The organism is Micromonospora sp. AKA38, from assembly GCF_027925725.1.
GTDB lineage: Bacteria > Actinomycetota > Actinomycetes > Mycobacteriales > Micromonosporaceae > Micromonospora.
On the sequence record NZ_BNEI01000005.1, the window covers coordinates 202,944 to 226,999 of the forward strand.

At 74.5% G+C, this 24,056-nt stretch carries 20 protein-coding genes; 16 read left to right on the forward strand and 4 right to left on the reverse strand.

From position 1 onward, the window contains the following. Positions 1–143: 143 nt before the first annotated feature. Entirely contained in the window at positions 144–2,615 is a 2,472-nt protein-coding gene (locus TPA0908_RS18620) for a RelA/SpoT family protein (protein ID WP_374709234.1), read from the forward strand. A gap of 61 nt (positions 2,616–2,676) precedes the next feature. Here the strand turns inward: TPA0908_RS18620 and TPA0908_RS18625 are convergent, their stop codons facing one another. Further along, complete coding sequence (locus TPA0908_RS18625) at positions 2,677–3,513, reverse strand: peptidylprolyl isomerase (protein WP_281939664.1); 837 nt, start codon at positions 3,511–3,513, stop codon at positions 2,677–2,679. 82 nt (positions 3,514–3,595) lie between these two features. Then, positions 3,596–4,447 (reverse strand): peptidylprolyl isomerase, encoded by an 852-nt coding sequence (locus TPA0908_RS18630; protein ID WP_281939666.1) that lies wholly within the window; start codon positions 4,445–4,447, stop codon positions 3,596–3,598. Between the two features lie 258 nt (positions 4,448–4,705). Here TPA0908_RS18630 and TPA0908_RS18635 point away from each other — a divergent pair, with 258 nt between their 5' ends. From TPA0908_RS18635 to TPA0908_RS18645, 3 genes are read left to right on the forward strand one after another with little or no spacing between them, the layout of a single operon-like run. Then, positions 4,706–5,419 carry an MBL fold metallo-hydrolase gene (locus TPA0908_RS18635; protein ID WP_281939668.1) on the forward strand — a complete coding sequence of 238 codons (714 nt, stop codon included), beginning with the start codon at positions 4,706–4,708 and terminating at the stop codon, positions 5,417–5,419. Between the two features lie 41 nt (positions 5,420–5,460). Next, on the forward strand, positions 5,461–6,795 hold the full coding sequence (gene hisS, locus TPA0908_RS18640; protein WP_281939670.1) for a histidine--tRNA ligase: 1,335 nt from the start codon (positions 5,461–5,463) through the stop codon (positions 6,793–6,795). A gap of 51 nt (positions 6,796–6,846) precedes the next feature. Next, positions 6,847–7,782, forward strand: coding sequence for an acyl-ACP desaturase (locus TPA0908_RS18645; protein WP_281939672.1), 936 nt, complete (start codon positions 6,847–6,849; stop codon positions 7,780–7,782). Between the two features lie 149 nt (positions 7,783–7,931). On the opposite strand, the gene TPA0908_RS18650 is transcribed toward TPA0908_RS18645, so the two are convergent. Continuing rightward, positions 7,932–8,438 carry a PaaI family thioesterase gene (locus TPA0908_RS18650; protein WP_281939674.1) on the reverse strand — a complete coding sequence of 169 codons (507 nt, stop codon included), beginning with the start codon at positions 8,436–8,438 and terminating at the stop codon, positions 7,932–7,934. Positions 8,439–8,494: 56 nt separating this feature from the next. Between TPA0908_RS18650 and TPA0908_RS18655 the strand changes: the two genes are divergently transcribed. The 7 genes from TPA0908_RS18655 (at position 8,495) to TPA0908_RS18685 (ending at position 16,842) form a co-directional block, all read left to right on the forward strand. Beyond that, the gene (locus tag TPA0908_RS18655; RefSeq protein WP_281939676.1) at positions 8,495–8,968 is read left to right on the forward strand and encodes a winged helix-turn-helix transcriptional regulator; all 474 of its coding nucleotides are present in this window, start codon (positions 8,495–8,497) and stop codon (positions 8,966–8,968) included. Positions 8,969–9,181: 213 nt separating this feature from the next. Continuing rightward, positions 9,182–10,228: a S1 family peptidase gene (locus TPA0908_RS18660; protein ID WP_281939679.1), complete on the forward strand. Its 1,047-nt coding sequence runs from the start codon at positions 9,182–9,184 to the stop codon at positions 10,226–10,228. 133 nt (positions 10,229–10,361) lie between these two features. Further along, positions 10,362–11,981 carry an MFS transporter gene (locus TPA0908_RS18665; RefSeq protein ID WP_281939681.1) on the forward strand — a complete coding sequence of 540 codons (1,620 nt, stop codon included), beginning with the start codon at positions 10,362–10,364 and terminating at the stop codon, positions 11,979–11,981. Between the two features lie 81 nt (positions 11,982–12,062). After that, positions 12,063–13,868 (forward strand): aspartate--tRNA ligase, encoded by a 1,806-nt coding sequence (gene aspS / locus TPA0908_RS18670; protein WP_281939683.1) that lies wholly within the window; start codon positions 12,063–12,065, stop codon positions 13,866–13,868. Between the two features lie 88 nt (positions 13,869–13,956). Then, the gene (locus TPA0908_RS18675; protein WP_281939685.1) at positions 13,957–14,787 is read left to right on the forward strand and encodes an SDR family oxidoreductase; all 831 of its coding nucleotides are present in this window, start codon (positions 13,957–13,959) and stop codon (positions 14,785–14,787) included. A gap of 73 nt (positions 14,788–14,860) precedes the next feature. Next, a complete protein-coding gene (locus tag TPA0908_RS18680) occupies positions 14,861–15,472 on the forward strand; it encodes an ArsR/SmtB family transcription factor (protein ID WP_281939687.1) in 612 nt (203 codons plus the stop codon). Next, positions 15,469–16,842, forward strand: coding sequence for an MFS transporter (locus tag TPA0908_RS18685; RefSeq protein WP_281939689.1), 1,374 nt, complete (start codon positions 15,469–15,471; stop codon positions 16,840–16,842). The genes TPA0908_RS18680 and TPA0908_RS18685 overlap by 4 nt, the downstream gene beginning before the upstream one ends. Here the strand turns inward: TPA0908_RS18685 and TPA0908_RS18690 are convergent. Next, complete coding sequence (locus tag TPA0908_RS18690; protein ID WP_281939691.1) at positions 16,839–17,579, reverse strand: GNAT family N-acetyltransferase; 741 nt, start codon at positions 17,577–17,579, stop codon at positions 16,839–16,841. The two genes, TPA0908_RS18685 and TPA0908_RS18690, sit on opposite strands and share 4 nt — an antisense overlap. Positions 17,580–17,605: 26 nt before the next feature. Between TPA0908_RS18690 and TPA0908_RS18695 the strand changes: the two genes are divergently transcribed. From TPA0908_RS18695 to TPA0908_RS18715, 5 genes are all read left to right on the forward strand, one after another. Then, the gene (locus tag TPA0908_RS18695) at positions 17,606–18,175 is read left to right on the forward strand and encodes a GNAT family N-acetyltransferase (protein WP_281939693.1); all 570 of its coding nucleotides are present in this window, start codon (positions 17,606–17,608) and stop codon (positions 18,173–18,175) included. Positions 18,176–18,238: 63 nt separating this feature from the next. After that, entirely contained in the window at positions 18,239–18,451 is a 213-nt protein-coding gene (locus TPA0908_RS18700) for a hypothetical protein (protein ID WP_018785054.1), read from the forward strand. 74 nt (positions 18,452–18,525) lie between these two features. Beyond that, positions 18,526–20,028 (forward strand): replication-associated recombination protein A, encoded by a 1,503-nt coding sequence (locus TPA0908_RS18705; RefSeq protein WP_281939696.1) that lies wholly within the window; start codon positions 18,526–18,528, stop codon positions 20,026–20,028. 1,133 nt (positions 20,029–21,161) lie between these two features. Next, a complete protein-coding gene (locus tag TPA0908_RS31815; protein ID WP_281939698.1) occupies positions 21,162–23,411 on the forward strand; it encodes a hypothetical protein in 2,250 nt (749 codons plus the stop codon). Between the two features lie 158 nt (positions 23,412–23,569). After that, positions 23,570–24,031: a DUF948 domain-containing protein gene (locus tag TPA0908_RS18715; RefSeq protein ID WP_107160180.1), complete on the forward strand. Its 462-nt coding sequence runs from the start codon at positions 23,570–23,572 to the stop codon at positions 24,029–24,031. Positions 24,032–24,056 lie beyond the last annotated feature (25 nt).

Sequence of the window (24,056 nt, forward strand, 5' to 3'; positions counted from 1 at the left end):
ACCGGGCGGGCGACCGTCCGCAGGCGGCGGAGCCGCCGGGGCCGAGCCCCGGTGACCGGCGTGGAACAACACCGGCCCCCGGGTCGGTTGGATCAGACGTCGGCCGGACGGCCGGCGCATCCCGGCGAACGGTGAGGAGGCCGGTGTCCCACGATGTCGTCCCTCCGGTGGAGGGCACGGTGCACCCGACAGGCGACGCGGACGGCTCGGTGACCGAGCGCGACGGCAACCCACCGGCCGGGGCGATCGACGCCACCGACGGCACGCCGGACGCACCGGCCGACGGCGGTGGGGTCGTGGTGCCGTTCCCGACCGACGGCCCCGATGACCCCGGGTCCGGCGGCGGCTTCGCGCTGTCCAACGCGCCGACCGGCCGGCGGGTCCGCGCCCGGCTGGCCCGGTTCAACGCGCCCTGGCAGACCTCCCAGGTCAGCGAGGTGCTGGAGCCGCTGATCGCCAGCCACCGGGACGCCCATCCCAAGGCCGACGCCAAGCTGCTGCAACGCGCCTTCGACACCGCCGCCCGGTGGCACTCGGGGCAGTACCGCAAGTCCGGCGACCCGTACATCACGCACCCGCTCGCGGTGGCGACGATCCTCGGCAACCTGGGCATGGACACCACGACGCTGGTGGCGGCGCTGCTGCACGACACGATCGAGGACACCGAGTACACCCTCGATGCGATGCGCGCCGACTTCGGCGGCGAGGTCGCGCTGCTCGTCGACGGCGTCACCAAGCTCGACAAGGTCAAGCTGGGCGACGCGGCCAAGGCGGAGACGATCCGCAAGATGGTCGTGGCGATGGCCAAGGACCCGCGGGTCCTGGTGATCAAGCTGGCCGACCGGCTGCACAACATGCGGACGCTGACCTTCCTGCCCCGCCCCAAGCAGGAGCAGAAGGCCAAGGAGACGCTGGAGATCCTCGCCCCGCTGGCGCACCGCCTCGGTATGAACACCATCAAGTGGGAGCTGGAGGACCTGGCCTTCGGGACGCTGTTCCCGAAGCGGTTCGAGGAGATCAACCGGCTGATCGGGGAGCACCAGCCGCAGCGCGAGACACTGCTGCGTCAGGTGACCCAGAAGGTCGGCACCGACCTGAAGGCCGCCAAGATCAAGGCGGAGACCACCGGCCGGCCGAAGCACCTCTACTCGATCTACCAGAAGATGATCGTGCGGGGGCGCGACTTCAACGACATCTACGACCTGGTGGGTGTGCGGATCCTGGTCGACACGGTGCGCGACTGCTACGCGGCGCTGGGCGTCATCCACGCCAACTGGCAGCCGGTGCCGGGCCGGTTCAAGGACTACATCGCCATGCCCAAGTTCAACATGTACCAGTCGTTGCACACGACTGTCATCGGGCCCACCGGCAAGCCGGTGGAGATGCAGATCCGCACCTACGCGATGCACCGCACGGCCGAGTTCGGCATCGCCGCGCACTGGAAGTACAAGGAGCACAAGGGCACCCAGGTGGTCGGCCCGCCGGCGCACATCGACGAGATGACCTGGCTGCGGCAGCTCCTGGACTGGCAACGGGAGGCGGCCGACCCCAGCGAGTTCCTGGACGCGCTGCGGTTCGACCTGTCCAGCCAGGAGGTGTACGTCTTCACGCCGAAGGGCGACGTCATCCCGCTGCCCACCGGGTCGACGCCTGTCGACTTCGCGTACGCGGTGCACACCGAGGTCGGGCACAAGTGCATCGGCGCGCGGGTCAACGGCAAGCTGGTGCCGCTGGAGTCGACGCTCTCCAACGGCGACGTGATCGAGATCTTCACGTCGAAGTCCGACACGGCCGGCCCGACGCAGGACTGGCTCGGCTTCGTCAAGAGCCCGCGCGCCCGCACGAAGATCCGCCAGTACTTCAACAAGGAGCGGCGCGAGGAGGCGATCGAGGCCGGCAAGGACTCGATCGTCAAGGCGATGCGCAAGCAGGGCATGCCGTTGCAGCGGATGCTCACCTCGGACGCGCTGATGGCGATCGCCCGGGACCTGCACCTCGCGGACGTGGCCTCGCTCTACGCGGCGGTCGGCGACAGTCAGGTCTCCGCGCAGTCGGTGGTGCAGAAGCTGATGGCGTCCTACGGCGGCGAGGAGGGCGCGGCGGAGGACATCGCCGAGACCGCCGTCGCCACCCGGCCGCCGCGCAGCCGGCAGAGCAGCGCCGACCCGGGCGTGGTGGTGCGCGGCGTCAGCGACGTCTGGATCAAGCTGGCCCGCTGCTGCACGCCGGTGCCGCCGGACTCGGTCTTCGGTTTCGTCACCCGCTCCGGCGGGGTCAGCGTGCACCGCGACGACTGTGCCAACGCCGAGGACCTGCGGGCCCAGCCCGAGCGGGTGGTCGAGGTGAGCTGGAAGCTCACCTCGGCGTCCACGTTCCTGGTCGCCATCCAGGTGGAGGCGCTGGACCGGCACAAGCTGCTCGCCGACGTCACCCGGGTGCTCTCCGAGGAGCGGGTGAACATCCTCTCCGCGACGGTCACCACCACCCGGGACCGGGTGGCGGTCAGCCGGTTCAGCTTCGAGATGGCCGACCCGAAGCACCTCGGGCACCTGCTGGCCGCGGTGCGCAAGGTCGACGGCGTGTTCGACGCGTACCGGGTCACGTCCGGGGCCTGAGCAGGCACGTACGAGAAAACGCCCGCCGGTCGAGCCGGCGGGCGTTTTGTCGGTGACGCGGTCAGCCCTGGATGTCGCTCAGGCTCACCTTGGTCATGACGATCTCCTTCTTCGGGTGACCGCCGCCGGCCTGCTTCGCGAACGCGCCGTCGTCACCGGCCGCGGCGACCTGCTTCACCACGTCCATGCCGCCGGTGATGGTGCCCAGCACCGTGTAGTTCGGGTCGAGCGGCGAGTCGCCGTACACGATGAAGAACTGGCTGCCGGTGCTGCCCGGCTGGCCGGAGTTGGCCATCGCGATGACGCCCTCCGGGTACGGCGGGCGCTTGTTGGTGGGCAGGTTCTCCTCGGCCAGGTTGTAGCTCGGCCCGCCGGTGCCGTCGGTGTCCCGCCAGCCCTTCCCGGTCGCGCTCGGGTCGCCGCACTGGAGCACCTTGATGCCCTCGGTGACCAGGCGGTGGCACTTGGTGTTGTCGAAGAAGCCCTTGCTGGCCAGGTGCGTGAAGCTGCCGGCGGTGCAGGGCACCAGGCTCCGGTCCAGCGTCGCGGTGATCGGCCCCAGGTTGGTGTCGATCGTCATCGTCTGGGTGCCCTTGTTGGCCTGCTGCGTCGGCGGCATCCCGACGTCCTTGATCTGCGCCGGCCGGCCCTCCTTGGGCACCTCGTTGTAGGTGCACTGGGCGAAGCCGGCCGCGGTGCCGGCCTGCTCCTTGTCGTCGTCGTCGCCGAGCGACGTGGCCAGCCAGACGGTGCCGGCCACCACGAGCACCAGCACGGCCGCGGCGCCGGCGATCGCCTGCGTCTGCCGGCGCTTGCGGGCCTTGCCGGTCCGCTCGGCCATCTCCCGCTCGAGCCGGGCCCGCGCCGCCGCTCGCTGGCGGTCTCTGGTGGACGTCACGGTCACTCCTCACCTGCTGTGCATCGGGGGACGGCGTCGCGCGCCGTCGAGTCAGGGTGGGTCGGGGCCGACCCGGGATGGATCAACCGGCGCTGGGGCTGCTCGCCGGCGCGGCGTTCGGCTCGCCGACGGTGAGGCTCTGGATCACCACGTCCGTCTTCGGCTTGACCTTCGCCCCGCTGCCATTGTCCACGGTCGGGAGCTTGCCGATCTTCTCCACCACGTCCAGCCCGCCGGTGACCCGGCCGACGACGCTGTAGGCCGGCTTCGCCGGGTTGAAGTCCTTGAAGAAGATCAGGAACTGGCTGCCGTTGGTGCCCGGCGGGTTGCCGACCAGGGCGACCGTGCCCTTCGGGTAGGCCGGCGGCTGCCCCGGCGCGGGGGAGGCCGACGGGCTCGCCTCGGGCGCGGTGGGGACGTTCTCGTCGTAGAACGAGTAGGTCGGCCCGCCGATCCCGGTGCCGCTCGGGTCACCGCAGCGCAACGCGCCCTCGGTGGTGATCTCGTGGCACTTGGTGGTGTCGTAGAACTTCCGGCTCGCCAGGTGGGCGAGGCTCGCGCCGCCGCAGGGCGCGGCGGCCAGGTCCAGGTCGACGGTGATCGGCCCGCCCTGGTTGGTGGTCACCGTCATCGGCCGCGTGCCCGAGGTGGGCAGGCCCTTGGTGGCCGGCGTGCCGGCGTCCTTGAGGTTGGCGTTCGCGGCGGCGTCCTGCGGGGTCCAGAGGCAGGTGTCCTCGGCGGCCTGCTTCTTCGGCTCCGAGTCGAACGCGCCGAGCGCCCAGGCCGAGCCGGCCACGATCAGCACGAGCACCACCGCGGCGCCCACGCCGGCCTGGATCTGCCGGCGGCGCTTCGCGACCGCGGCCCGCCGGGCGAGTTGCCGGTCGAGCTTGGCCCGCGCCAGTTTGCGCTGCCGGTCCCTGCTGGAAGCCACAGGTGCTCCCCTTCCTCTGCCTGATCGTCGCCGGCGTCCGGGCGCCGCCCGCCGTCCTCGGTAGGGGTGCGCCACGCCACACGCCCGCCAGAGTGTACGGCTACCGACTGGGAAAGTGGTGTACGAGGTCCGGCCTCGCCTTATCGGGCGTTGTCACTGGGGCCGGTGGGGCGTACGACACGATGGCGGGCGAAACCTGTTCGCCGGTACGACTAGGCTGCTGAACGAGGACGACGACCGGACGGAGAGGGGACGGACGTGCTCGTGGCCGGCTTTCCCGCGGACGCCTTCGGCACCAACTGCTACGTGGTGGCGACCGCGCCGGGGGAGCAGTGCGTGGTGGTCGATCCCGGCATCGGGGTGATCGACCGGCTCGACGCCGTGCTCGCCGAGCACCGCCTGCACCCGGCCGCCGTGCTGCTCACCCACGGCCACCTCGACCACACCTTCTCGGTGGCGCCGGTCTGCGGCGCGCGCGGCATCGCCGCCTACGTCCACCCCGAGGACCGCGAGTTGCTGGCCGACCCGTCCAAGGCGCTGTCCATGGACCTCACCGCGATCTTCGGCGGGCGCCTGCCGTACGCCGAGCCGGACGACGTGGCCGAGCTGACCGACGGCGCGACGCTGGCGCTGGCCGGGCTGGAGATCACCGTCGACCACGCCCCGGGCCATACCGGCGGGTCGGTGCTGTTCCGGATGCCCGGCGCCGGCTCGCCCTGGGAGGCCGACGAGATCTGCCTCTCCGGTGACGTGCTCTTCGCCGGCTCGATCGGCCGCACCGACCTGCCGGGCGGCAGCATGCCCCGCATGCTGGCCAGCCTCCGGGAGAAGGTTCTCCCGCTGGCCGACGACACCGTCGTCCTGCCCGGCCACGGCCCCGCGACCACCATCGGCCGCGAGCGCGCGAGCAACCCGTACCTCGTCGAGGTGTCGGGGTCCGCGCGCCCGGCCGCGCCCACCCGAGGCCTCTAGACCTCACCCGCGCCCCGCGTGGGTTCCGCAAGGAGTACGCCATGAGCAAGCCCACGCCCATCTCCGGCTTCCCCGAGTGGACGCCGGCACAGCGGATGGTCGAGCAGTTCGTGCTGGACCGGATCCGCGCCACGTTCGAGTTGTACGGCTTCGCGCCGCTGGAGACCCGGTCGGTCGAGCCGCTGGACCAGTTGCTGCGCAAGGGGGAGACCTCGAAGGAGGTCTACCTGCTGCGCCGGTTGCAGGCCGACGTCGACGGCCCGGCCGGCGACGACGCGCTCGGCCTGCACTTCGACCTGACCGTGCCGTTCGCCCGCTACGTGCTGGAGAACGCCGGCAAGCTCCAGTTCCCGTTCCGCCGCTACCAGATCCAGAAGGTGTGGCGGGGCGAGCGCCCGCAGGAGGGCCGCTACCGCGAGTTCCTCCAGGCCGACATCGACATCGTCGACCGGGACACGCTGCCGGCGCACTACGAGGCCGAGATGCCGCTGGTCATCGGCGACGCGCTGCGGTCGCTGCCCATCCCGCCGGTGCGCATCCAGGTCAACAACCGCAAGATCTGCGAGGGCTTCTACCGGGGCGTCGGGCTGACCGACCCGGAGGCGGCGCTGCGCGCGGTGGACAAGCTCGACAAGATCGGTCCGGCGCGGGTGGCCGAGCTGCTGGCCGAGACCGCCGGGGCGAGCGAGGCGCAGGCCAAGGCGGCCCTGGCGCTGGCCGAGATCTCCGCGCCGGACGCCTCGTTCGCCGACGCGGTGCGAGCCCTCGGCGTGGACGACCCGCTGCTCGACGAGGGCATCGCGGAGCTGACCGCCGTGGTGGAGACCGCCGCCGCGCACGCGCCCGGCCTCTGCGTCGCCGACCTGCGCATCGCCCGCGGGCTCGACTACTACACCGGCACCGTCTACGAGACCCAGATGATCGGGTACGAACGGTTCGGCTCGATCTGCTCCGGCGGCCGGTACGACAACCTGGCCAGCGCCGGCAACGTCCGGTTCCCCGGGGTGGGCATCTCGATCGGGGTGACCCGGCTGCTCGGCCTGCTCTTCGGCGCCGAGGCGCTGACCGCGTCCCGGTCGGTGCCGACGTGCGTGCTGGTCGCGGTCACCGCCGAGGAGGACCGGGCGGCCAGCGACGCGGTCGCGGCGGCGCTGCGCTCCCGGGGCGTCCCCACCGAGGTGTCGCCGTCCGCGGCGAAGTTCGGCAAGCAGATCCGGTACGCCGAGCGGCGCGGCATCCCGTACGTCTGGTTCCCCGGGGCGGACGGCGACGAGGTGAAGGACATCCGGTCCGGCGACCAGGTGGCCGCGACGGCGGGCGAGTGGACCCCGCCCCGGGCGGACCTGAAGCCGCTGGTCGGCGGCGCTGGCGTCTGACGGCGATTCGACCTACGGTGGCGTAAGTTACGCCACCGTAGGGAGAACGTCGTGTCCGTGCTCAGTCAGACCGCTCTGCTCACCGAACTCGAACCGGTCGTGGAGAAGAACCTCGACCGGCATCTGTCGCTGGCCAAGGAGTGGTTCCCGCACGAGTACGTGCCGTGGAGCGACGGGCGCACGTTCGACGGTCCGCTCGGCGGCGAGGCGTGGTCGGAGGCCGACTCGACGCTGCCCGAGGCCGCCCGCACCGCGCTGATCGTCAACCTGCTCACCGAGGACAACCTGCCCTCCTACCACCACGAGATCGCCAGCCTGTTCGGGCGGGACGGCGCGTGGGGCACCTGGGTGCACCGGTGGACCGCGGAGGAGGGGCGGCACGGCACCGCGATCCGCGACTACCTCACGGTGAGCCGGGCGGTCGACCCGGTGGCGCTGGAGCGGGCCCGGATGGTGCACATGTCCGCCGGTTACCGCAACGTCCACGACGACGAGGTGCTGCACTCGCTGGCGTACGTGTCGTTCCAGGAACTGGCCACCCGCATCTCGCACCGCAACACCGGCCGGGCCACCGGCGACCCGATCTGCGAGGCGCTGCTGTCCCGGGTGGCGGCGGACGAGAACCTGCACATGGTCTTCTACCGCAACCTGCTCGCGGCGGCGTTCGAGCTGGCGCCGAACCAGGCCATGCGGGCGGTCGCCGACGTGCTGGCCGACTTCCAGATGCCGGGGGTCGGCATCGACGGTTTCGCCCGCAAGTCGGTGGCGATCGCGCTGGCCGGCATCTACGACCTGCGCCAGCACCGCGACGAGGTGGTGGTGCCGGTGCTGCGCCAGTGGAACCTGTTCGAGGTCACCGGCCTGACCGGCGACGGCGAGGCCGCCCGCGAGCAGATCGCCGCCCACCTGGACATGCTGGAGACCCAGGCGGCCCGCTTCGAGGAGCGTCGCGCCGCCCGCGCCGCCCGCCTGACCCCCACCTCCTGACCCACCCCGCCCCCGCCTCCCTCCCCGCCCCCCGCGCGATCTTGCACTTTCTGCCCCGACAAAAGCCCTGATCCGGACATCTCGCGGGCCGAAAGTGCAAGATCGCGGGGAGGGGAGGGGAGGGAGGGGGCGGGGAGGGAGGGGGCGGGTTAGGGGGTTTCGAGGGGGAAGAGGAGGCAGGTGGAGGTGGCGTGGGCGACCAGGCGGTCCGTCGGGTCGGTCAGGCGGGCCTCGGCCAGCGCGGTGCGGCGGCCCCGTTGCAGCACGGTGCCCTCGCAGCGCAGCATGCCGCTGGTCACGGTGACCGGGCGGAGGAACTTCACGTTGAGGTCGAGCGAGGTGTAGCCGACGCCGGCCGGCAGCGTCGTGTGCACGGCGCAGCCGGCGGCGGTGTCGAGCAGGGTGGAGAGGACGCCACCGTGCACCGTGCCGAGCGGGTTGTAGTGGAACTCCTGCGGCAGCAGCTCGACGACGACGCGACCCTCGTCGGCCGTCATCCGCGCCATGTCGATCAGGTGCATGACCGGTGGCGCGGCCAACTCGCCGGCGATCATCGCGCGCAACAGGTCGAGGCCGCTGCGCCGGCCGACGTGGGCCGCCCCGGCGACCGGGTCGGACCAGGTGAACGTGCGGCTGCGCTCCTGCGTCTGGCTCATGGACCCAGCCTCGCAGCACGTTGCTGAGTCTGTCAATCAGACCTAGCCTGGTCGGCATGAGACCCGCGGCACTGGACTGGTCGGTGGAGAACTGCACCATCGCGCGCGCCATGGAGATCCTCGGCGAGCGGTGGACCGTGGTCGTGCTCCGCGAGGTCTTCAACGGCGTACGCCGCTTCGACGACATGCGGGTACGTACCGGCATTCCGCGTCAGGTGCTGACCAACCGGCTGTCCATGCTGGTGGAACGCGGCGTCCTGCGGCGGGAGCCGTACCGCGAGCCGGGCAGCCGGCCGCGGCACGAGTACCGGCTCACCGGGATGGGGCTGGACCTGTGGCCGGTGCTGGTGGCGGTGCTCGGGTGGGGTGACCGGTACCTGGCCGGCCCGGAGGGTCCGCCGCTGACCGTGACGCACCGCGACTGCGGCGCCGAGGTGCGGGTGGCGTTGCGCTGCGCCGAGGGGCACGACGTGGCCGAGCCGCGGGACGTCCTGCCCGCGCCCGGCCCGGGCGCGCGTCGTCGCGGCTGAGCAGGGCCGCGTCGGGTCTGACACCTGGTGACGATCTTGTTGCTCAGGTGTTACATCCGGCGGCGGTGCGAATCCGGTCAAACGCATGTCTTGTTTACGATCTTAAATGTGTGAATACTTTGGTCAGCCCGGACGGTTTCCCCAGGTCGCCCGGGTTGTCCTCGGGCGTTTCCCCATGACAGCGCCCGTTCACCCCCATTCGGAGGTTGTTACATGCGACCCACGAGGTCCACGCTCCGTCGCGCCGCCGCCGTCGCCGTCGCCGGTACCCTGGTCACCGGCTCGCTCCTCGGCGCACCCGCTCAGGCCGCCCCCTCGCCCGCCTCGCCCGACGCCGCCGCCTCCCTCGTCGCCAAGCTCGGCGACCGCGCCGCCGGCACGTACGCCGACGCCAGCGGCAAGATGGTCGTCACCGTGACCGACGCCGCCGCCGCCCGCCAGGTGCACGCCGCCGGCGCCGTGCCGAAGCTCGTCACCCGCGGCGCCAACCAGCTCAAGGCCGCCACCAGCGAGCTGGAGCGCTCCGCCAAGATCCCGGGCACCGCCTGGTGGACCGACGCGGCCACCAACCAGGTCGTCGTCTCCGTCGACAGCACCGTCACCGGCGCCAAGCTGGAGCGGGTCAAGGCCGCCGTCGCCCGCACCGGTGGCGCGGTCCGCATCGAGGCCGAGGCCGGCACGCTGACCACCCGGATCTCCGGCGGCCAGGCCATCTACACCGGTGGCTACCGCTGCTCGCTCGGCTTCAACGTGCGCAGCGGCTCGACGTACTACTTCCTGACCGCCGGGCACTGCACCAACCTGGGCTCGACCTGGTACTCGAACTCCGGCCAGACCAGCGTCCTCGGCACCCGGACCGGCACCAGCTTCCCGGGTAACGACTACGGCATCGTCCGGCACAGCAACTCGGCCAACGCGGCCGGCAACGTCTACCTCTACAACGGCAGCTACCAGGACATCACCTCGGCCGGCAACGCGTACGTCGGCCAGTCCGTCCGCCGTTCCGGCAGCACCACCGGCCTGCGCAGCGGCAGCGTCTCCGCCACCAACGCGACGGTCAACTACGCCGAGGGCAGCGTCTCCGGCCTGATCCGCACCAACGTCTGCGCCGAGGGTGGCGACAGCGGCGGCTCGCTCTTCGCCGGCAGCACCGCGCTCGGCCTCACCTCCGGCGGCAGCGGCAACTGCTCCTCCGGCGGCACCACCTACTTCCAGCCGGTCACCGAGCCGCTCAGCGTCTACGGCGTGAGCGTCTTCTGATCCGTACCGCGCGAACGGGCCGCCGGGTGACCGGCGGCCCGTTCCGTGTGCACCGGGTTCGGCCGTGTGCGCCGGGTTCGGCCGGTCGGCGGGGCGGGGAGTGCCGGGCCCCGGACCGGGTAGGTATCGGCCGGTGAGCGCCTCCCCGACCGACGTGACCGACGTGACCGACCGGCAGCCGTCCGCCTGGGCGCCGCTGCGGTCGGCCGCGTTCCGCAGCCTCTGGCTGGCGGTGCTGGCCAGCAACATCGGCACCTGGATGCAGACCGTGGGCGCGCAGTGGCTGCTGGTCGACGCCCCGGGCGCCGCGACCCTGGTCTCGCTGGTCCAGACCGCCAGCATGCTGCCGGTGCTGATGCTGGCGCTGCCGGCCGGCGCGCTCGCCGACACGTTCGACAGGCGGCGGCTGCTGATCGCCGTGCAGTGCTTCCTGGCCGCCGTCGGCGTGCTGCTCACCGTGCTGACCGCGGCCGGCCGGATGCCGCCGGCGTTGCTGCTCACGCTCACCTTCGGCCTCGGCGTCGGGCAGGCGCTCACGCTGCCCGCCTGGCAGGCGGTGATCCCGGAACTGGTGCCCCGCTCGCAGCTCGTCTCCGCCTCCGCGCTCGGCTCGATCAGCGTCAACCTGGCCCGTTCGGTCGGGCCGGCGGTCGCCGGCGTACTGGTGGCCCAGGCCGGCGTGGCGGTGGTCTTCGCGGTCAACGCGGTCTCGTTCGCGATCTTCGCGGTGACGCTGGTGCGGTGGCGTCCGGCACGCCGGGAGCAGGACGCCGTGCCGGAGCGGTTCACCGCGGCACTGCGCGCCGGCGGTCGGTACGTGCGGCACTCGCCGGTGGTCCGACGGATCCTGCTGCGCGCCGCCCTGTTCGTGGTGCCCGGCAGCGCGTTGTGGGCGCTGCTGCCGCTGGTCGCCAGCCGCCGGCTCGGCCTCGGCGCGGGCGGCTACGGCGTGCTGCTCGGCGCGCTCGGCGTCGGCGCGGTGGCCGGCGCGCTGGTGCTGCCCCGGGTACGCCGGGTGCTCTCCAGCAACCACCTGCTGCTCCTGGCCGGCCTGCTGTACGCGGTGGTGCTGGCGACGCTCGCGCTGGTGCCGGTACCGGCGGTGGCGGTGGCGGTGGTCGCGCTGGTGCCCGCCGGGCTGGCCTGGATGACGGTGCTGTCCAGCGTCAACGCCGCCATGCAGCTCTTCCTGCCCGGCTGGGTACGCGCCCGCGGCCTGTCGGTCTACCAGATGGTGTTCGCCGGCGGTCAGGCGCTCGGGGCGGTCGCCTGGGGCGCGCTCGGCGAGTTCACCGGCCTGGTCGGCGCGCTCACCGTGGCCGCCGCGTTGATGGCGGTCGGCGCGCTGAGCGTGCTGGTCTGGCCGTTGCGGGAGACCCGGGGCGTGGACCGCGACCCGGCCGTGTACTGGCCCGAGCCACACCTGACGCTGGAGCCGCCGGCGCGGGGCGGTCCGGTGCTGGTCACCGTCTCGTACACGGTCCGCCCCGAGCGGCAGGCCGAGTTCGTCGAGGCGATGCGCGCGGTCGGCCGGTCCCGCCGGCGTACCGGCGCGATGCGGTGGAGGCTGTTCCGGGCCGGGGAGCGGGCCGACGGTTTCGTCGAGGTGTACCAGGTGCCGACCTGGGAGGAACACCTGCGCCAGCACGGCGGCCGGCTCACCGGCGCGGACCGGGTGGTCGAGGAACGGGCCCGGGCGCTGGCCGAGGACGACGTCCGGGTCAACCACCTGCTGCCGGCCGAGCCGGAGTGACAGCCGGGTGCCCGGGAGCCGGCCCGCCCGCCCTGACAGAATGCGGGAAGCAGTCGTGGACCAGATGAGGAGACGCCAGCCGTGATCCGTACCCACAATGCCGGAAGCCTGCGCGCCGCGGACGCCGGCTCGACGGTGACGCTCGCCGGGTGGGTGGCCCGCCGGCGCGACCACGGCGGGGTCATCTTCGTCGACCTGCGCGACGCCACCGGCGTCGTGCAGGTGGTGTTCCGCGAGGAGGACGCGCACGCGCTGCGCAACGAGTTCTGCGTCAAGGTCGTCGGCGAGGTGACCCGCCGTCCCGAGGGCAACGAGAACCCGGACCTGCCGACCGGCGAGGTCGAGGTGACCGCCACCGCGCTGGAGGTGCTCTCCGAGGCCGCGCCGCTGCCGCTGCCGGTGGACGACCAGGTCGAGGCCGGCGACGACATCCGGCTCAAGTACCGCTACCTCGACCTGCGTCGCGGCGGCCCGGCGAAGGCGATGCGGCTGCGCTCGAAGGCCAACCAACTCGCCCGCACGGTGCTGCACGAGCGGGACTTCCTGGAGATCGAGACGCCCACGCTGACCCGCTCCACGCCGGAGGGCGCGCGCGACTTCCTGGTCCCGGTGCGCCTCCAGCCGGGGAGCTGGTACGCGCTGCCGCAGTCGCCGCAGCTGTTCAAGCAGTTGCTCATGGTCGGCGGCATGGAGCGGTACTACCAGATCGCCCGCTGCTACCGCGACGAGGACTTCCGCGCCGACCGGCAGCCGGAGTTCACCCAGCTCGACATCGAGATGTCCTTCGTCACCGAGGACGACGTGATCGACCTCGGCGAGGCGATCGTGGCGAAGCTCTGGTCCGAGCTGGCCGGTCACGAGATCGCCCGGCCGATCCCGCGGATCACCTGGCACGACGCGATGGCCCGCTACGGTTCCGACAAGCCGGACCTGCGCTACGGCGTGGAGCTGACCGAGTTGACCGACTACCTGCGCGGCACCGCGTTCCGGGTGTTCGCCGGCGCGATCGACGCGGGCGGCTACGTCGGCGCGGTGGTCATGCCGGGCGGCGCGAGCCAGACCCGCAAGGAGCTGGACGGCTGGCAGGACTGGGCCAAGGCGCGCGGCGCGCGCGGCCTGGCGTACGTGGTGCTGGACGCGGAGACCGGCGAGGCGCGCGGCCCGGTGGCGAAGAACCTGTCCGAGGCGCACCTGTCCGGCCTGGCCGACGCGGTCGGCGCGAAGCCCGGCGACGCGATCTTCTTCGCCGCGAGCACGGAGACCCGCGAGGCCCAGGAGCTGCTCGGCGCGGCCCGGATCGAGATCGCCAAGCGGACCGGCCTGGTCGACGAGAGCGCCTGGGCGTTCTGCTGGGTGGTCGACGCGCCGATGTTCGAGAAGACGGACGACGGCGGCTGGACCGCCGTGCACCACCCGTTCACCTCGCCGAACGCGGAGTGGGTGGATCGCTTCGAGCAGGCGCCGGACCGGGCGCTGGCGTACGCGTACGACATCGTCTGCAACGGCAACGAGATCGGCGGCGGCTCGATCCGTATCCACCGCGGCGACGTGCAGCAGCGGGTGTTCGACCTGCTCGGCATCACCGCCGAGGAGGCACAGGACAAGTTCGGCTTCCTGCTGGAGGCGTTCAAGTACGGCGCCCCGCCGCACGGCGGCATCGCGTTCGGCTGGGACCGGGTCTGCATGCTGCTGGCCGGCGCGGACTCGATCCGTGAGGTGATCGCGTTCCCGAAGACGCGCGGCGGCTTCGACCCGCTGACCGGCGCGCCGACGCCGATCACCGGGCAGCAGCGCACCGAGGCCGGCATCGACGCCAAGCCGAAGGCGCCCGCCGCGCCGCACGCCGGCACCGCCGGTCCCGCCGCCCCGGTCGCCGACCCCACCTGAGCCCGGCCCTTCCGGCCGGCGTCCGAGCTGTTGATCACGAGGTTGGCAGGACGCCGTCGCGGCATGCCGCCCCGCTAACCTCGTGATCGTGGCGCAGCGGGGCGGGACGAGGTTGCTGCTGGTGGTGGGCGGCAGCGGATTTCTGGGCGGCGAGGTGTGCCGGCAGGCGGTCGCCGCCGGCTGGCGGGTGGTGGCGACCTGCCACGCGGGCGGCGTCCGGGTGCCGGGCGTCACGGTCCGCCGGCTCGACGTCACCGACCGGGCCGCGGTGCGCGCACTCCTGACCGAGGTACGCCCGGACGCCGTGGTCGGCACCCCGTACCGCGTCGACGACTGGGCGGTCACCGCCGACGGGGCGGCCCACGTGGCGTCCGCCGCCGCCGAGGTGGGCGCGCGGCTGGTGCACCTGTCCAGCGACGCGCTGCACGCCGGGCGTCCCGCGCCGTACGCCGACGACGAGCCGCCCACGCCGGTGTATCCGTACGGGGCGGCCAAGGCGGCGGCCGAGACGGCGGTGCGGGCGGTGGACCCGGGGGCGTTGCTGGTGCGGACCTCGCTGATCCTGGGGGAGGGGAGCAAGCAGCTCCAGCGCTGCCGGGACGCGCTCGCCGGCCGGGCCACGCTGTTCAGCGACGAGGTCCGCTGCCCGATCGACGTCACCGACCTTGCCGCGGCGGTGCTGGAGCTGCTCCCGACCGACCTGGCCGGCCCGCTGAACGTGGCCGGCCCGGACCAGGTGAGCCGCGCCGACGTCGGTCGCCTGCTGGCCCGCCGGCTCGGCGTCGACCCGGCCGGGCTGCGGACCATCACCACGGCCGCCGCCGGTCTGCACCGCCCGATCGAGGTACGCCTCGACTCCGCCCGCGCCACCGGCCTGCTCCGGACCCGCCTGCGCGGCGTCGCCGAGCTGTTCGCCTGACCGTCCGTACGGCTGCACACTTTCTTTGCATGAGTCTTGTGCACAGAAAGTGTGCACAGATATTGTGCATCTCATGGAGAGCGAACAGACCCGTCCCGAGCCGCGCCGGGTCCGGCTGGACCACCAGCAGGTGCGCGTGCTGGCCCACCCGCTGCGGATGCGCCTGGTCGGCGCGCTGCGGGTGAACGGGCCGGCCACCGCCACCCGGCTGGCCGAGCTGCTCGGCACCAACACCGGCGCGACCAGCTACCACCTGCGCCAGCTCGCCGAGGTGGGCATGGTGGTCGAGGACCCGGAGCTGGGCACCGGGCGGCAACGGTTCTGGCGGGCCGCGCACGACGTCACCCAGTGGGAGGCCAGCGACTACGACGACGACCCGGACGCCCGCGCCGCCATCGAGTGGATCGAGGCGGACTACATCCGCCTCTTCAGCCAGCACGCGGAGCAGTGGGCCGCCCAGCGGCACGAGTGGTCGCCGGCCTGGCGCGACGCGTTCGGCATGGGCGACTTCTTCATGCGTATCCCGGCCACCCGCCTGGAGGCGATCAAGGCGGAGGTGTTCGCGGTCCTCGAACGGCACCGCGACGAGACCGACCCCGACGACCCCGACGGCGAGCTGGTGCAGCTCTACCTCGCCGCGTTCCCGCTGAGCCCGGTCCTGCCACCCACCGAGGAGAAGCCGTGAGCACCCTGTCCGTACGCCAGGTCCGGTTCCGCTACCTCACGTTGTACGGGCTGCGCTGGCTGCCCAGCGGCCTGCTCATGACCGTGATGATCCTGCTGCTGCAGGAGCGTGGGCTGTCGCTGTCCCAGATCGGCCTGGTCGCCACCGCGCAGGGCCTGGTGGTGCTGGCGCTGGAGCTGCCCACCGGCGGGTTCGCCGACGCGCTCGGCCGCAGACCGGTGCTGCTGGTCGCCTGGGTGGTCGCGCTGGCCTCCCTGGCGCTGATGGCGGTGGCCGACTCGTTCTGGATGTTCTTCCTGGTCTGGGCGTTGCAGGGCGTCTACCGGGCGCTCGACAGCGGCCCGCTGGAATCCTGGTACGTCGACGCCACGCTGGCCGCCGACCCGGACGCCGAGTACGAACGCGGCCTCGGCTGGGCCGGCACCGTCATCGGCGTCGCCATCGGCACCGGCGCGCTGCTCGGCGGCGGCCTGGTCGCGCTCGGCCCGTTCGGGCCGGTCAGCGCGTTGACCGGCCCCGTGCTGGTCGCCGCCGCGCTCCAGGCCGTCTCGATCGTGGCGTTGCTGACGCTGATGCGGGAGCAGCGCCCCACGTCCGGCCCGGCCACGTTGCGGGCCTCGGTGGCGCAGGCGCCCCGGATGGTCGGTCAGGCCGTCGGCCTGCTGCGCCGCAACCGGGTGCTGCTGGCCCTGGTCTCCGTCGAGCTGTTCTGGGGCTTCGGCATGGTCACGTTCGAGTCGCTGCTGCCGATCCGGCTGTCCGAGGTGGTCGGTGGCGCCGACCGGGCGGCGGCGCTGCTCGGCCCCGCCGGCTCGGCCGCCTGGCTCGCCAACGCGGCCGGCGCCGCGCTCACCCCGATCCTGCTGCGTCGCCTCGGCGCCGCGCCGGCCGCCGCGCTGATGCGGGTGCTCCAGGGCGGGACCGTGGTCGGCATGGGCCTGCTCGCCGGCCCGGTCGGCGTGCTGATCGCCTACCTGGCCTGCTACACGGTGCACGGCGCGTCGAACCCGCTGCACATGGGGCTGCTGCACCGGCAGGTCGACGGGCCGTACCGGACCAGTGTGCTGTCGCTGAACTCCATGATGGCCCAGCCGGCCGGCGCGCTCGGCGCGGTGGCGCTCACCGCACTGGCGGACGCCACCAGCGTCCGCGTCGCGATGCTTGTCGGCGCGGTGGTGCTGGCCGTGGCCGCCCCGCTCTACCTGCCGGCCTGGCGCGCCAACCGGGCCGCCGCGCGGTCCGAGGCCGCGCCGCCCCTGGTGGGCCCGGTCCCGGTGACCGGTCCCGACGGAAGCCCCGCCGGCCCCGCGCCGGCGGCCGTGCCGGTGTCGGCACCATCGGCCGGGGCCGCGACCGTGGGCCGCTCCTAGCCCAGGTGGACCGTGGTACGCGGCGCGGCGCCGGTGAAGCCCAGCCGGCGGTAGAGTCGGAGCGCGCCGACGTTGACGGTGTAGACCCCGAGCGCCACGTGGTCGTAGCGGGTGAACAGCGCGCACGTCATGCCGGCGGTCAACGCCCCGCCCAGCCCTCGACCGCGATGCCCGGGCGCCACGGTCAGCCCGGCCAGGAAACCGATGTCGCCCCGGCTGCGGTCGGCGCCGCAGGCGATCAGGCGGTCCCCGTCCCGGATGCCGTACCAGTCGACGACGCCCGGGTCGCCCGGCCGGGACGTGGTGCTCGGAAAGGCCTCGTCGACGAGCGCCGCCAGCGCGGGGTGGTCGGCCTCGGTGAGCCGTACCACCCGCTCCTGCTCCGGCTGGTGCGGTGGCGGCCCGGTGGTCCAGAGGAAGTCCCAGTCGCTGGAGCGGGTCACCGGCAGGCACGCGCCCAGCGCGTCCGGCGCGACCCGGGGCAGGTTCACCGACTGGCCGGCCCGGAGCGTCCCGTCCGCCCGCTGGGCGGCGAGCACCTCCAGCGCCGGGCCGGGCGCGCCGATCGCGCCGCCGGCCGACCACTCGCCCGGCGGCAGCAGCCACCCGACCGTGTCCCCGCGTCGCCACCCCCGCGCGGGCTGGTCGCGGCGCAACGCGTGCCGGGCGTACGGGTGGTGGCCGGTCGCGGCGAGCACCGCCGCCCGCCCGGTCAGCACCTCGTCGACCGTGATCATGTCGCCAGCCTACGAGAGGACCAGCCGTGACCCCCCTCCGCTCCGTCCGTACGGTTCGCCTGCCCGGTTCACGCTGCACGCTGCGCGAGTGGACCGACGCGGACGCGCCCGTCCTGCACGAGTTCCTGACCGAGCCCACCGTGGTCGGCGGCGTGCTGGACGAGGAGATACCGACCCCGGAGGTGGTGCGCGAGGCAATACCGGCCTGGCGGGAGACCGCCGGCGGGGAGCCGCGCCCGGAGTACCGGCTCGCGGCGGTCGACGGTGACCTCCTGCTCGGGCTGGGAGTGCTCACGGTGACGTCGGTGGCGCACCGGCGCGGGGAGGTCGGCTACGCGGTGCGGACCGCGCACCGGGGCGCCGGGATCGGCACCGAGATCACCCGGTTGCTGCTGGACCTCGCGTTCGCGGGGGTGGGGCTGCACCGGGTGGAGGCGACCGTCCAGCCGGACCATGTCGCGTCCCGCCGTGTGCTGGAGAAAGCCGGCCTGCACGCGGAGGGGGTGAGCCGCGACCACCTGCTCGTCCGCGGCGTCTGGCGGGACTCCGCACGGTACGCGGTGCTCGCCACCGACCATCTCCACGGTGGAGATTGACGAACAGACCGATCGGGTACATCCGTCGCCGACCTACTGGGAACCCCCACCGGAGGAAACGACATGCTCGCCATTCTCGCGGCCATCGTGTTCGGCTTCGCGCTGCTTCTCGACTTCATGAACACCGACCTCGGCGCCCCCGACCTGTTCAGCACCTCGACGCTCATGCTGATCGGCTTCCTGCTGCTCTCGCTCTACCTGGCCGGGGTCGGCTCCGGCCCGCGCGGCGGCGGGGGCGGCCGGTGGTACCGGGGCCGGCGGCCGGGTCGCGGCTGACCGGAAAAGACCACAGGGGTCGGGTCGGCGGCGCGATTCCGGCGCCGTCGGCCCGGCCCGGTACTGTTCTCGTGATGGAATCCGACGCCCTCTTCACCCTCGGCGAGCCCGCCGGAGCGCCCGGCGCACCCGCGGCCTCCGGCGGCGTCGACAGTTTCACCGACACCCGCGCGGATTCGCCGCTGCCGGTCCGGATGCGACCGGCCGGCCTGGACGAGCTGATCGGGCAGGAGCATCTGCTCGCCCCCGGCGCGCCGCTGCGCCAGCTGGTCGAGGGGGCCGCCCCGATGTCGGTCATCCTCTGGGGTCCCCCCGGCAGCGGCAAGACCACGATCGCCCACCTGGTGGCCCGCACCACCGACCGGCGCTTCGTGGCGATGTCCGCGCTGACCGCCGGTGTGAAGGACGTCCGCGCCGTCATCGAGACCGCCCGACGGCAACGCCGCTCCGGTGGCCCGCCGACCGTGCTCTTCATCGACGAGGTGCACCGGTTCAGCAAGACCCAGCAGGATTCGCTGCTCGCCGCCGTCGAGGACCGCACGGTCACGCTGCTCGCGGCGACCACGGAGAATCCGTACTTCTCGGTCATCTCGCCGTTGCTGTCCCGCTGCGTGCTGCTCACCCTCCAGGCGCTCGACGACGACGCCGTGCGCGGGCTGCTGCGCCGCGCGGTGGCCGACGAGCGCGGGCTCGGCGGCGCGCTGGTCCTGGCCGAGGACGCGGAGGACCATCTGGTCCGGCTCGCCGGCGGCGACGTGCGCAAGGCGCTCACCGCGCTGGAGGCGGCGGCGGCCACCGCGACCGCCACCGGCGCGGCGCGGATCGACCTCGCCGTCGCCGAGCAGGCGGTCGACGTGGCGGCCGTGCGGTACGACCGGGACGGCGACGCGCACTACGACGTGACAAGCGCCTTCATCAAGAGCATGCGGGGCTCGGACGTGGACGCGGCACTGCACTGGCTGGCCCGGATGCTGGTGGCCGGCGAGGACGCCCGGTTCATCGCCCGCCGGATGGTCATCTTCGCCAGCGAGGACGTCGGCATGGCCGATCCCACCGCGCTGACCGTGGCCACCGCCGCGGCGCACGCCGTGGAGTACGTCGGCCTGCCCGAAGCGCAGCTCAACCTCGCGCAGGCGGTCATCCACCTCGCCACCGCCCCGAAGTCGAACTCGGCCACGACCGCCATCGGGGCAGCCGTCGCCGACGTGCGCGCCGGTCGCGGCGGCTCGGTTCCGCGCGGGCTGCGGGACGCCCACTACTCCGGGGCACGCGGGCTCGGCCACGGGGCCGGCTACCGGTACCCGCACGACGACCACCGGGGGGTGGTCACCCAGCAGTACGCTCCGGACGACCTCGTCGGGACCGACTACTACCGACCCAGCGGGCACGGCGCGGAGCGGGCGGTGGCCACCCGGCTGCCGGTGCTGCGTCGGATCGTCCGCGGGTTGCCCGCACCGGTGACGCGGGGGGAGGCCGGTACGCCGGTCGCCGCGTCCGGGGTCCGGGCAGGTGGCACCGAGCAGGTCGGCGGGGCGAGTGAGGGCGGCGGCGACGCCACCGAGGGGGGTCAACAGTGATGGCGCGTGGTCCGGATCGGCCGGCGGACGGCCCTGACGAGCGGCGCGATCCGAAGGCCAAGGGCCGCCGGTGGGGGCGCGGCCGGTCCGCCGAGGCCGAGCCGGACCAGGCGGTCGCCGGCGAGGAGTTCGGCTGGATCGACGACCTGCGTAGCGCCAAGCAGCAGCGCGGCGAACTCGGCCCGGAGGGGGGGACGCCACCGGGCCCGGGTCCGCGACCCGGTGCCGCCCGCGTCCCCGAGCCGGATCGGCCGCCCCGCCCGGGCGCGGCACCTCCACCCGGTCCCGGCGGCCCCGGCCCCGGTGCGCCGTCGACGCCCGGCGGAGCGGCCCCGCAACCTCCGGCCCCCGGCCGGGCGACTCCACCGACTCCGCCAGCCGGCCGGTCGGCTCCGCCACCTCCCGTACCGGGACGACCGGGCGCGTACGCCCCGGGACCCGGTGGTCCGGCCGCACCGCCGTCGGGCACCGGTGGACCCGGCCCGCAGCCCCCGATGCCCGGCCGTCCTGGCGGCCCGCCGCCGGCCCCCGGTCGTGCCGCCGCGCCGGCTCCCGAGCCCGGTCGCCCCGGCCCGCAGCCCCCGACGCCCGGTCGCTCCGGTCCGCCGCCTCCGTCACCCGGCCGGTCCGGTCCGCAGCCTCCGACGTCCGGTCGGCCCGGCCCGTCGCCGGCCGCCGGCCAGCCGGGTCGCGCCCCGCTGGCACCCGGTGCACCCCGCCCGACCGGCGCCGGCGCAGCCGATCGGACCGACGCGACGATGCCGCCGGTGACGAGTCGCTCCGGCGCGGTGGCGCCCCCGGGCACCGGTGGTCCCGCCCCGGCGCCGCCGGTACCCGGCCGCTCCGGTCCGGACCGCCCCCCGGGCGCCGGCCGGCCGGGTCCGGCCCTGTCTCCGGGCGCCGGCCGGCCGGGTCCGGACTTGTCTCCGGGCGCCGGCCGTCCCGGGTCGGACCTGCCTCCGGGGGCCGTTCGTCCCGGCCCGGCAGCGCCCCCCGGCGGCCCCGGTCCCCGTCCGCAGGCGGCCCGGCGTGGTCCCGACACGACCGGGTCCGGGCCGGCTGCGCCGCCGGTCCGTCCCGCCGGCCCCGAGCCGGCCACGCCGCGCCGTCCGGTGGAGGGGCCCTGGCCCGGAGTGCCCGAGACGCCCCGGCCGGACGGCCCGCCGCACCGTCGCGGCCCGGACGGCCCCACCGGCCGACAGCCGGCGGTCGCCGGCCGGCCGGCCGGTCCTCCGGTCGCACCCCCGACCGGCCCGCCGACCGGACGAACCGGACCCGACCGTGCCGCGGCCGAGCAAGGTCCGGCATGGCCGTCCCCCGGGGACGGCGGCGCCTCCCGGACGGCGACGCCTCCCACCCCGCTCGGCCGGCACGGCGTCGAGACGCCCGGCTCCCACGCCGCGGGCCCGGACACCGGAACCCGGCCCGCCGCCACCGGTCGCCGCGCGTCGCCCGACGACCCGGGCGCGGTCCGGCCGGTCTCCGGCGCGGGCCGCCGGGGGCGACCCGACGACGAGCCGACCGGCGCGACGCCGGCCCCCGGCGGTGGACGACGCTCCCGCCACGAGGCGAACCCGCCCGCCGGTGGTCACCGCTCGCCGGAGGGCGCGGTCGACCCCGCCGCCCGACCGGTCTCGGGTGCCGGCCGGCGGGCCGCCGCCGAGCCGGACCGGCCGACCGCCGTGCCCCGCAGCGGGAACGCCCCGGAGCTTCCCGGTGCCACCGCGCCCGTCTCCGGCGCCCCGGCGGAGGGGGCGGGCCCGCCCGCTTCCCGCCGTGCCCCCGCCCGTGGCCGGCGGGCCGCTCCCGACGCTCCCGGTGCCGCCAACGCCGCCGGTCCCGCAGGTGCCGCCGCTCCGCCGGGCCGGGCGCCGCGTCCGGCGGCCGACGAGGCGGGTGAGCCGCGCGCGCAGCGCCCGGAGCGGCCCGCCGACTGGCTGCGCCAGGCCGGCCGTGCGTCGCACACCGACCCCGCCATGCCGGCCGCCCGTCGGCCGGCCGGCACGTCGGTCGACGAACCGGCCGGCGGCCCGGACCGCGCGCCGACCGGCCGCGCCGTGGCCGGGCCGCCCGTTCGACCTGAGCCGGCCGGCCGATCCCAGCCGCCGGGGCCGCCGGTTCGACCCGAGCCGGCCGGCCGATCCCAGCCGCCCGGGGCGCCCGCTCGACCCGAACATCCCGTCCGGTCCGAGCCGCCCGGCCCGGCCCGGGGCGCGGCCCGAGCCGGGGTACCGCCGGTGGCCGGAGAGCGCGGCGCGGCCGGTCCGGTCCGCGCGGGCGTACCGCCGAAGGGGCCGGGCGGTCCCGGCCCGCAGGGCGACCCCGAGCGCACCGGTGGCCTGACGGCGCGGGGAGGCCGTCCGGACGGGCGCGGTCCGGTCCGCCCCGACGACTCCGTCGCGCCGGGCGGCGCGCCCCGTCCGGCGGGAGCGCCCGAGCCACGACCGGCCGGCGGACCGACGGTGGCCCGGGCCGCCGCCGGGGTGGCCCGACCGGCCGGGCCGGACGAGCGGACCGCTGACCGTCCCGCCGGGCGGGCTGTCCCGCCCACCCCGGAACCGGTCCGGGCCGCTGCCGCCGCGCCCGTCGGCGGGGTCCCGGGAGCGCCGGCGGTGGCGCGGGCCGCTGCGGTCGTACCGCCGGGGGAGGCCGCGGGGCCGCGGCCCGGCGCGGGCGACGAGCCCGTGCCGCGACCGGCCGGCCCCGGTGCGGACGGGGCGGAGGCCGGTGGCCTGCGCGGCGCCCGTTCCGAACTGCGTCGACAGATGCGCGAACGGCGCCGGCTACGGATGGGCCTCCTCGCGCTGGTCAGTCTCGTGCTGCTGGGCGCGGTCCCGCTCTACTTCGGGATACGGACGCTCAGCCGGGACCCGGTCTTCGACACGCTCGACGCCCTCGACGTGCCGTCCTGGGCGGCGACGAAGACGGTCGACAACGTCAGCGGCAGCCGCTGGTGCCTCCAGGACTGCCGGCTGCGGGAACGCGCGGTCGAGTCCGACCAGGGGTGGAAGCAGACCGTGGCCGTCTACGAGCAGGCCCTGGCCAACGACGGTTGGCGGCGTTGGAAGGTGGACCGCTGCCCGGAGGAGCAGGTCGAGGGCAGCTACACCTGCTGGCGGCGGGACGAGCTCACGCTCGACCTGTGGGTCCGCGATCCCGCCTGCACGCCGCCGCCGGTGGACGGGGAGCCGGCGCCGTCCGCGCCGCCCGCGCCCGCAGCGGCGACGTGCACCGGCTCGTTGGTGTCGGTGAAGGTGCGCAACGCGATCGACGACGAGCGCACCGGCCCGACGCCGACCACCGATCCGTCACTCACCGGTGAGGATCCGTTCCCCACCCTCACCGACGACCCGCTCGGCGAGCCGACCCCCTCACCGTCGTGAGCCGACTTCCCTCACGGACGGTAGGGTCTGGGGCTGGCGCGCCCGCCCGCGCCCGGTGACCACCGGGCCGGCGGGGTGCGACGTGGGCAGGTTGGGCAGGTACGGTCGCGCGTTCCGGGGCGTCGGGTCCCGGGGCAATGCTTGAGGAGGACATGCGCGTGAGTGGTGGAGAGATCGCTGCGCTGATCGCGGCCGGTGCGTTCCTGATGCTGGTGCTCGTGCTGGCGGTGCCGATCCTGCGGCTGCGGCACACCGTCGACGCGACGACCCGCATGATCGGCGACCTGAACGAGCGCACCGGGCCGCTGCTGGGGGACGTGAACACCACGGTGAAGAACGTCAACGTGGCGCTGGAGCAGGTGCAGACCTCGCTGGACGGGGTGAACCTCCAGCTCGCCAAGGTGGACACCATGACCAGCCACGCGCAGAACGTCACCGCGAACGTGGCGAACCTGGCCACCGTGGTCTCCGCGGCGGCGGCCAACCCGCTGGTGAAGGTGGCCGCGTTCGGTTACGGCGTGCGCAAGGCCGCCTCCGCCCGCCGGCACGCCGAGACCGAGCGCGAGGTGCGCGACACCATCAAGCAGCAGCGTCGGGCCGCCAAGCGCGGCAACCGCTGACCCCACCGGCGTACGCGGGAAGGAT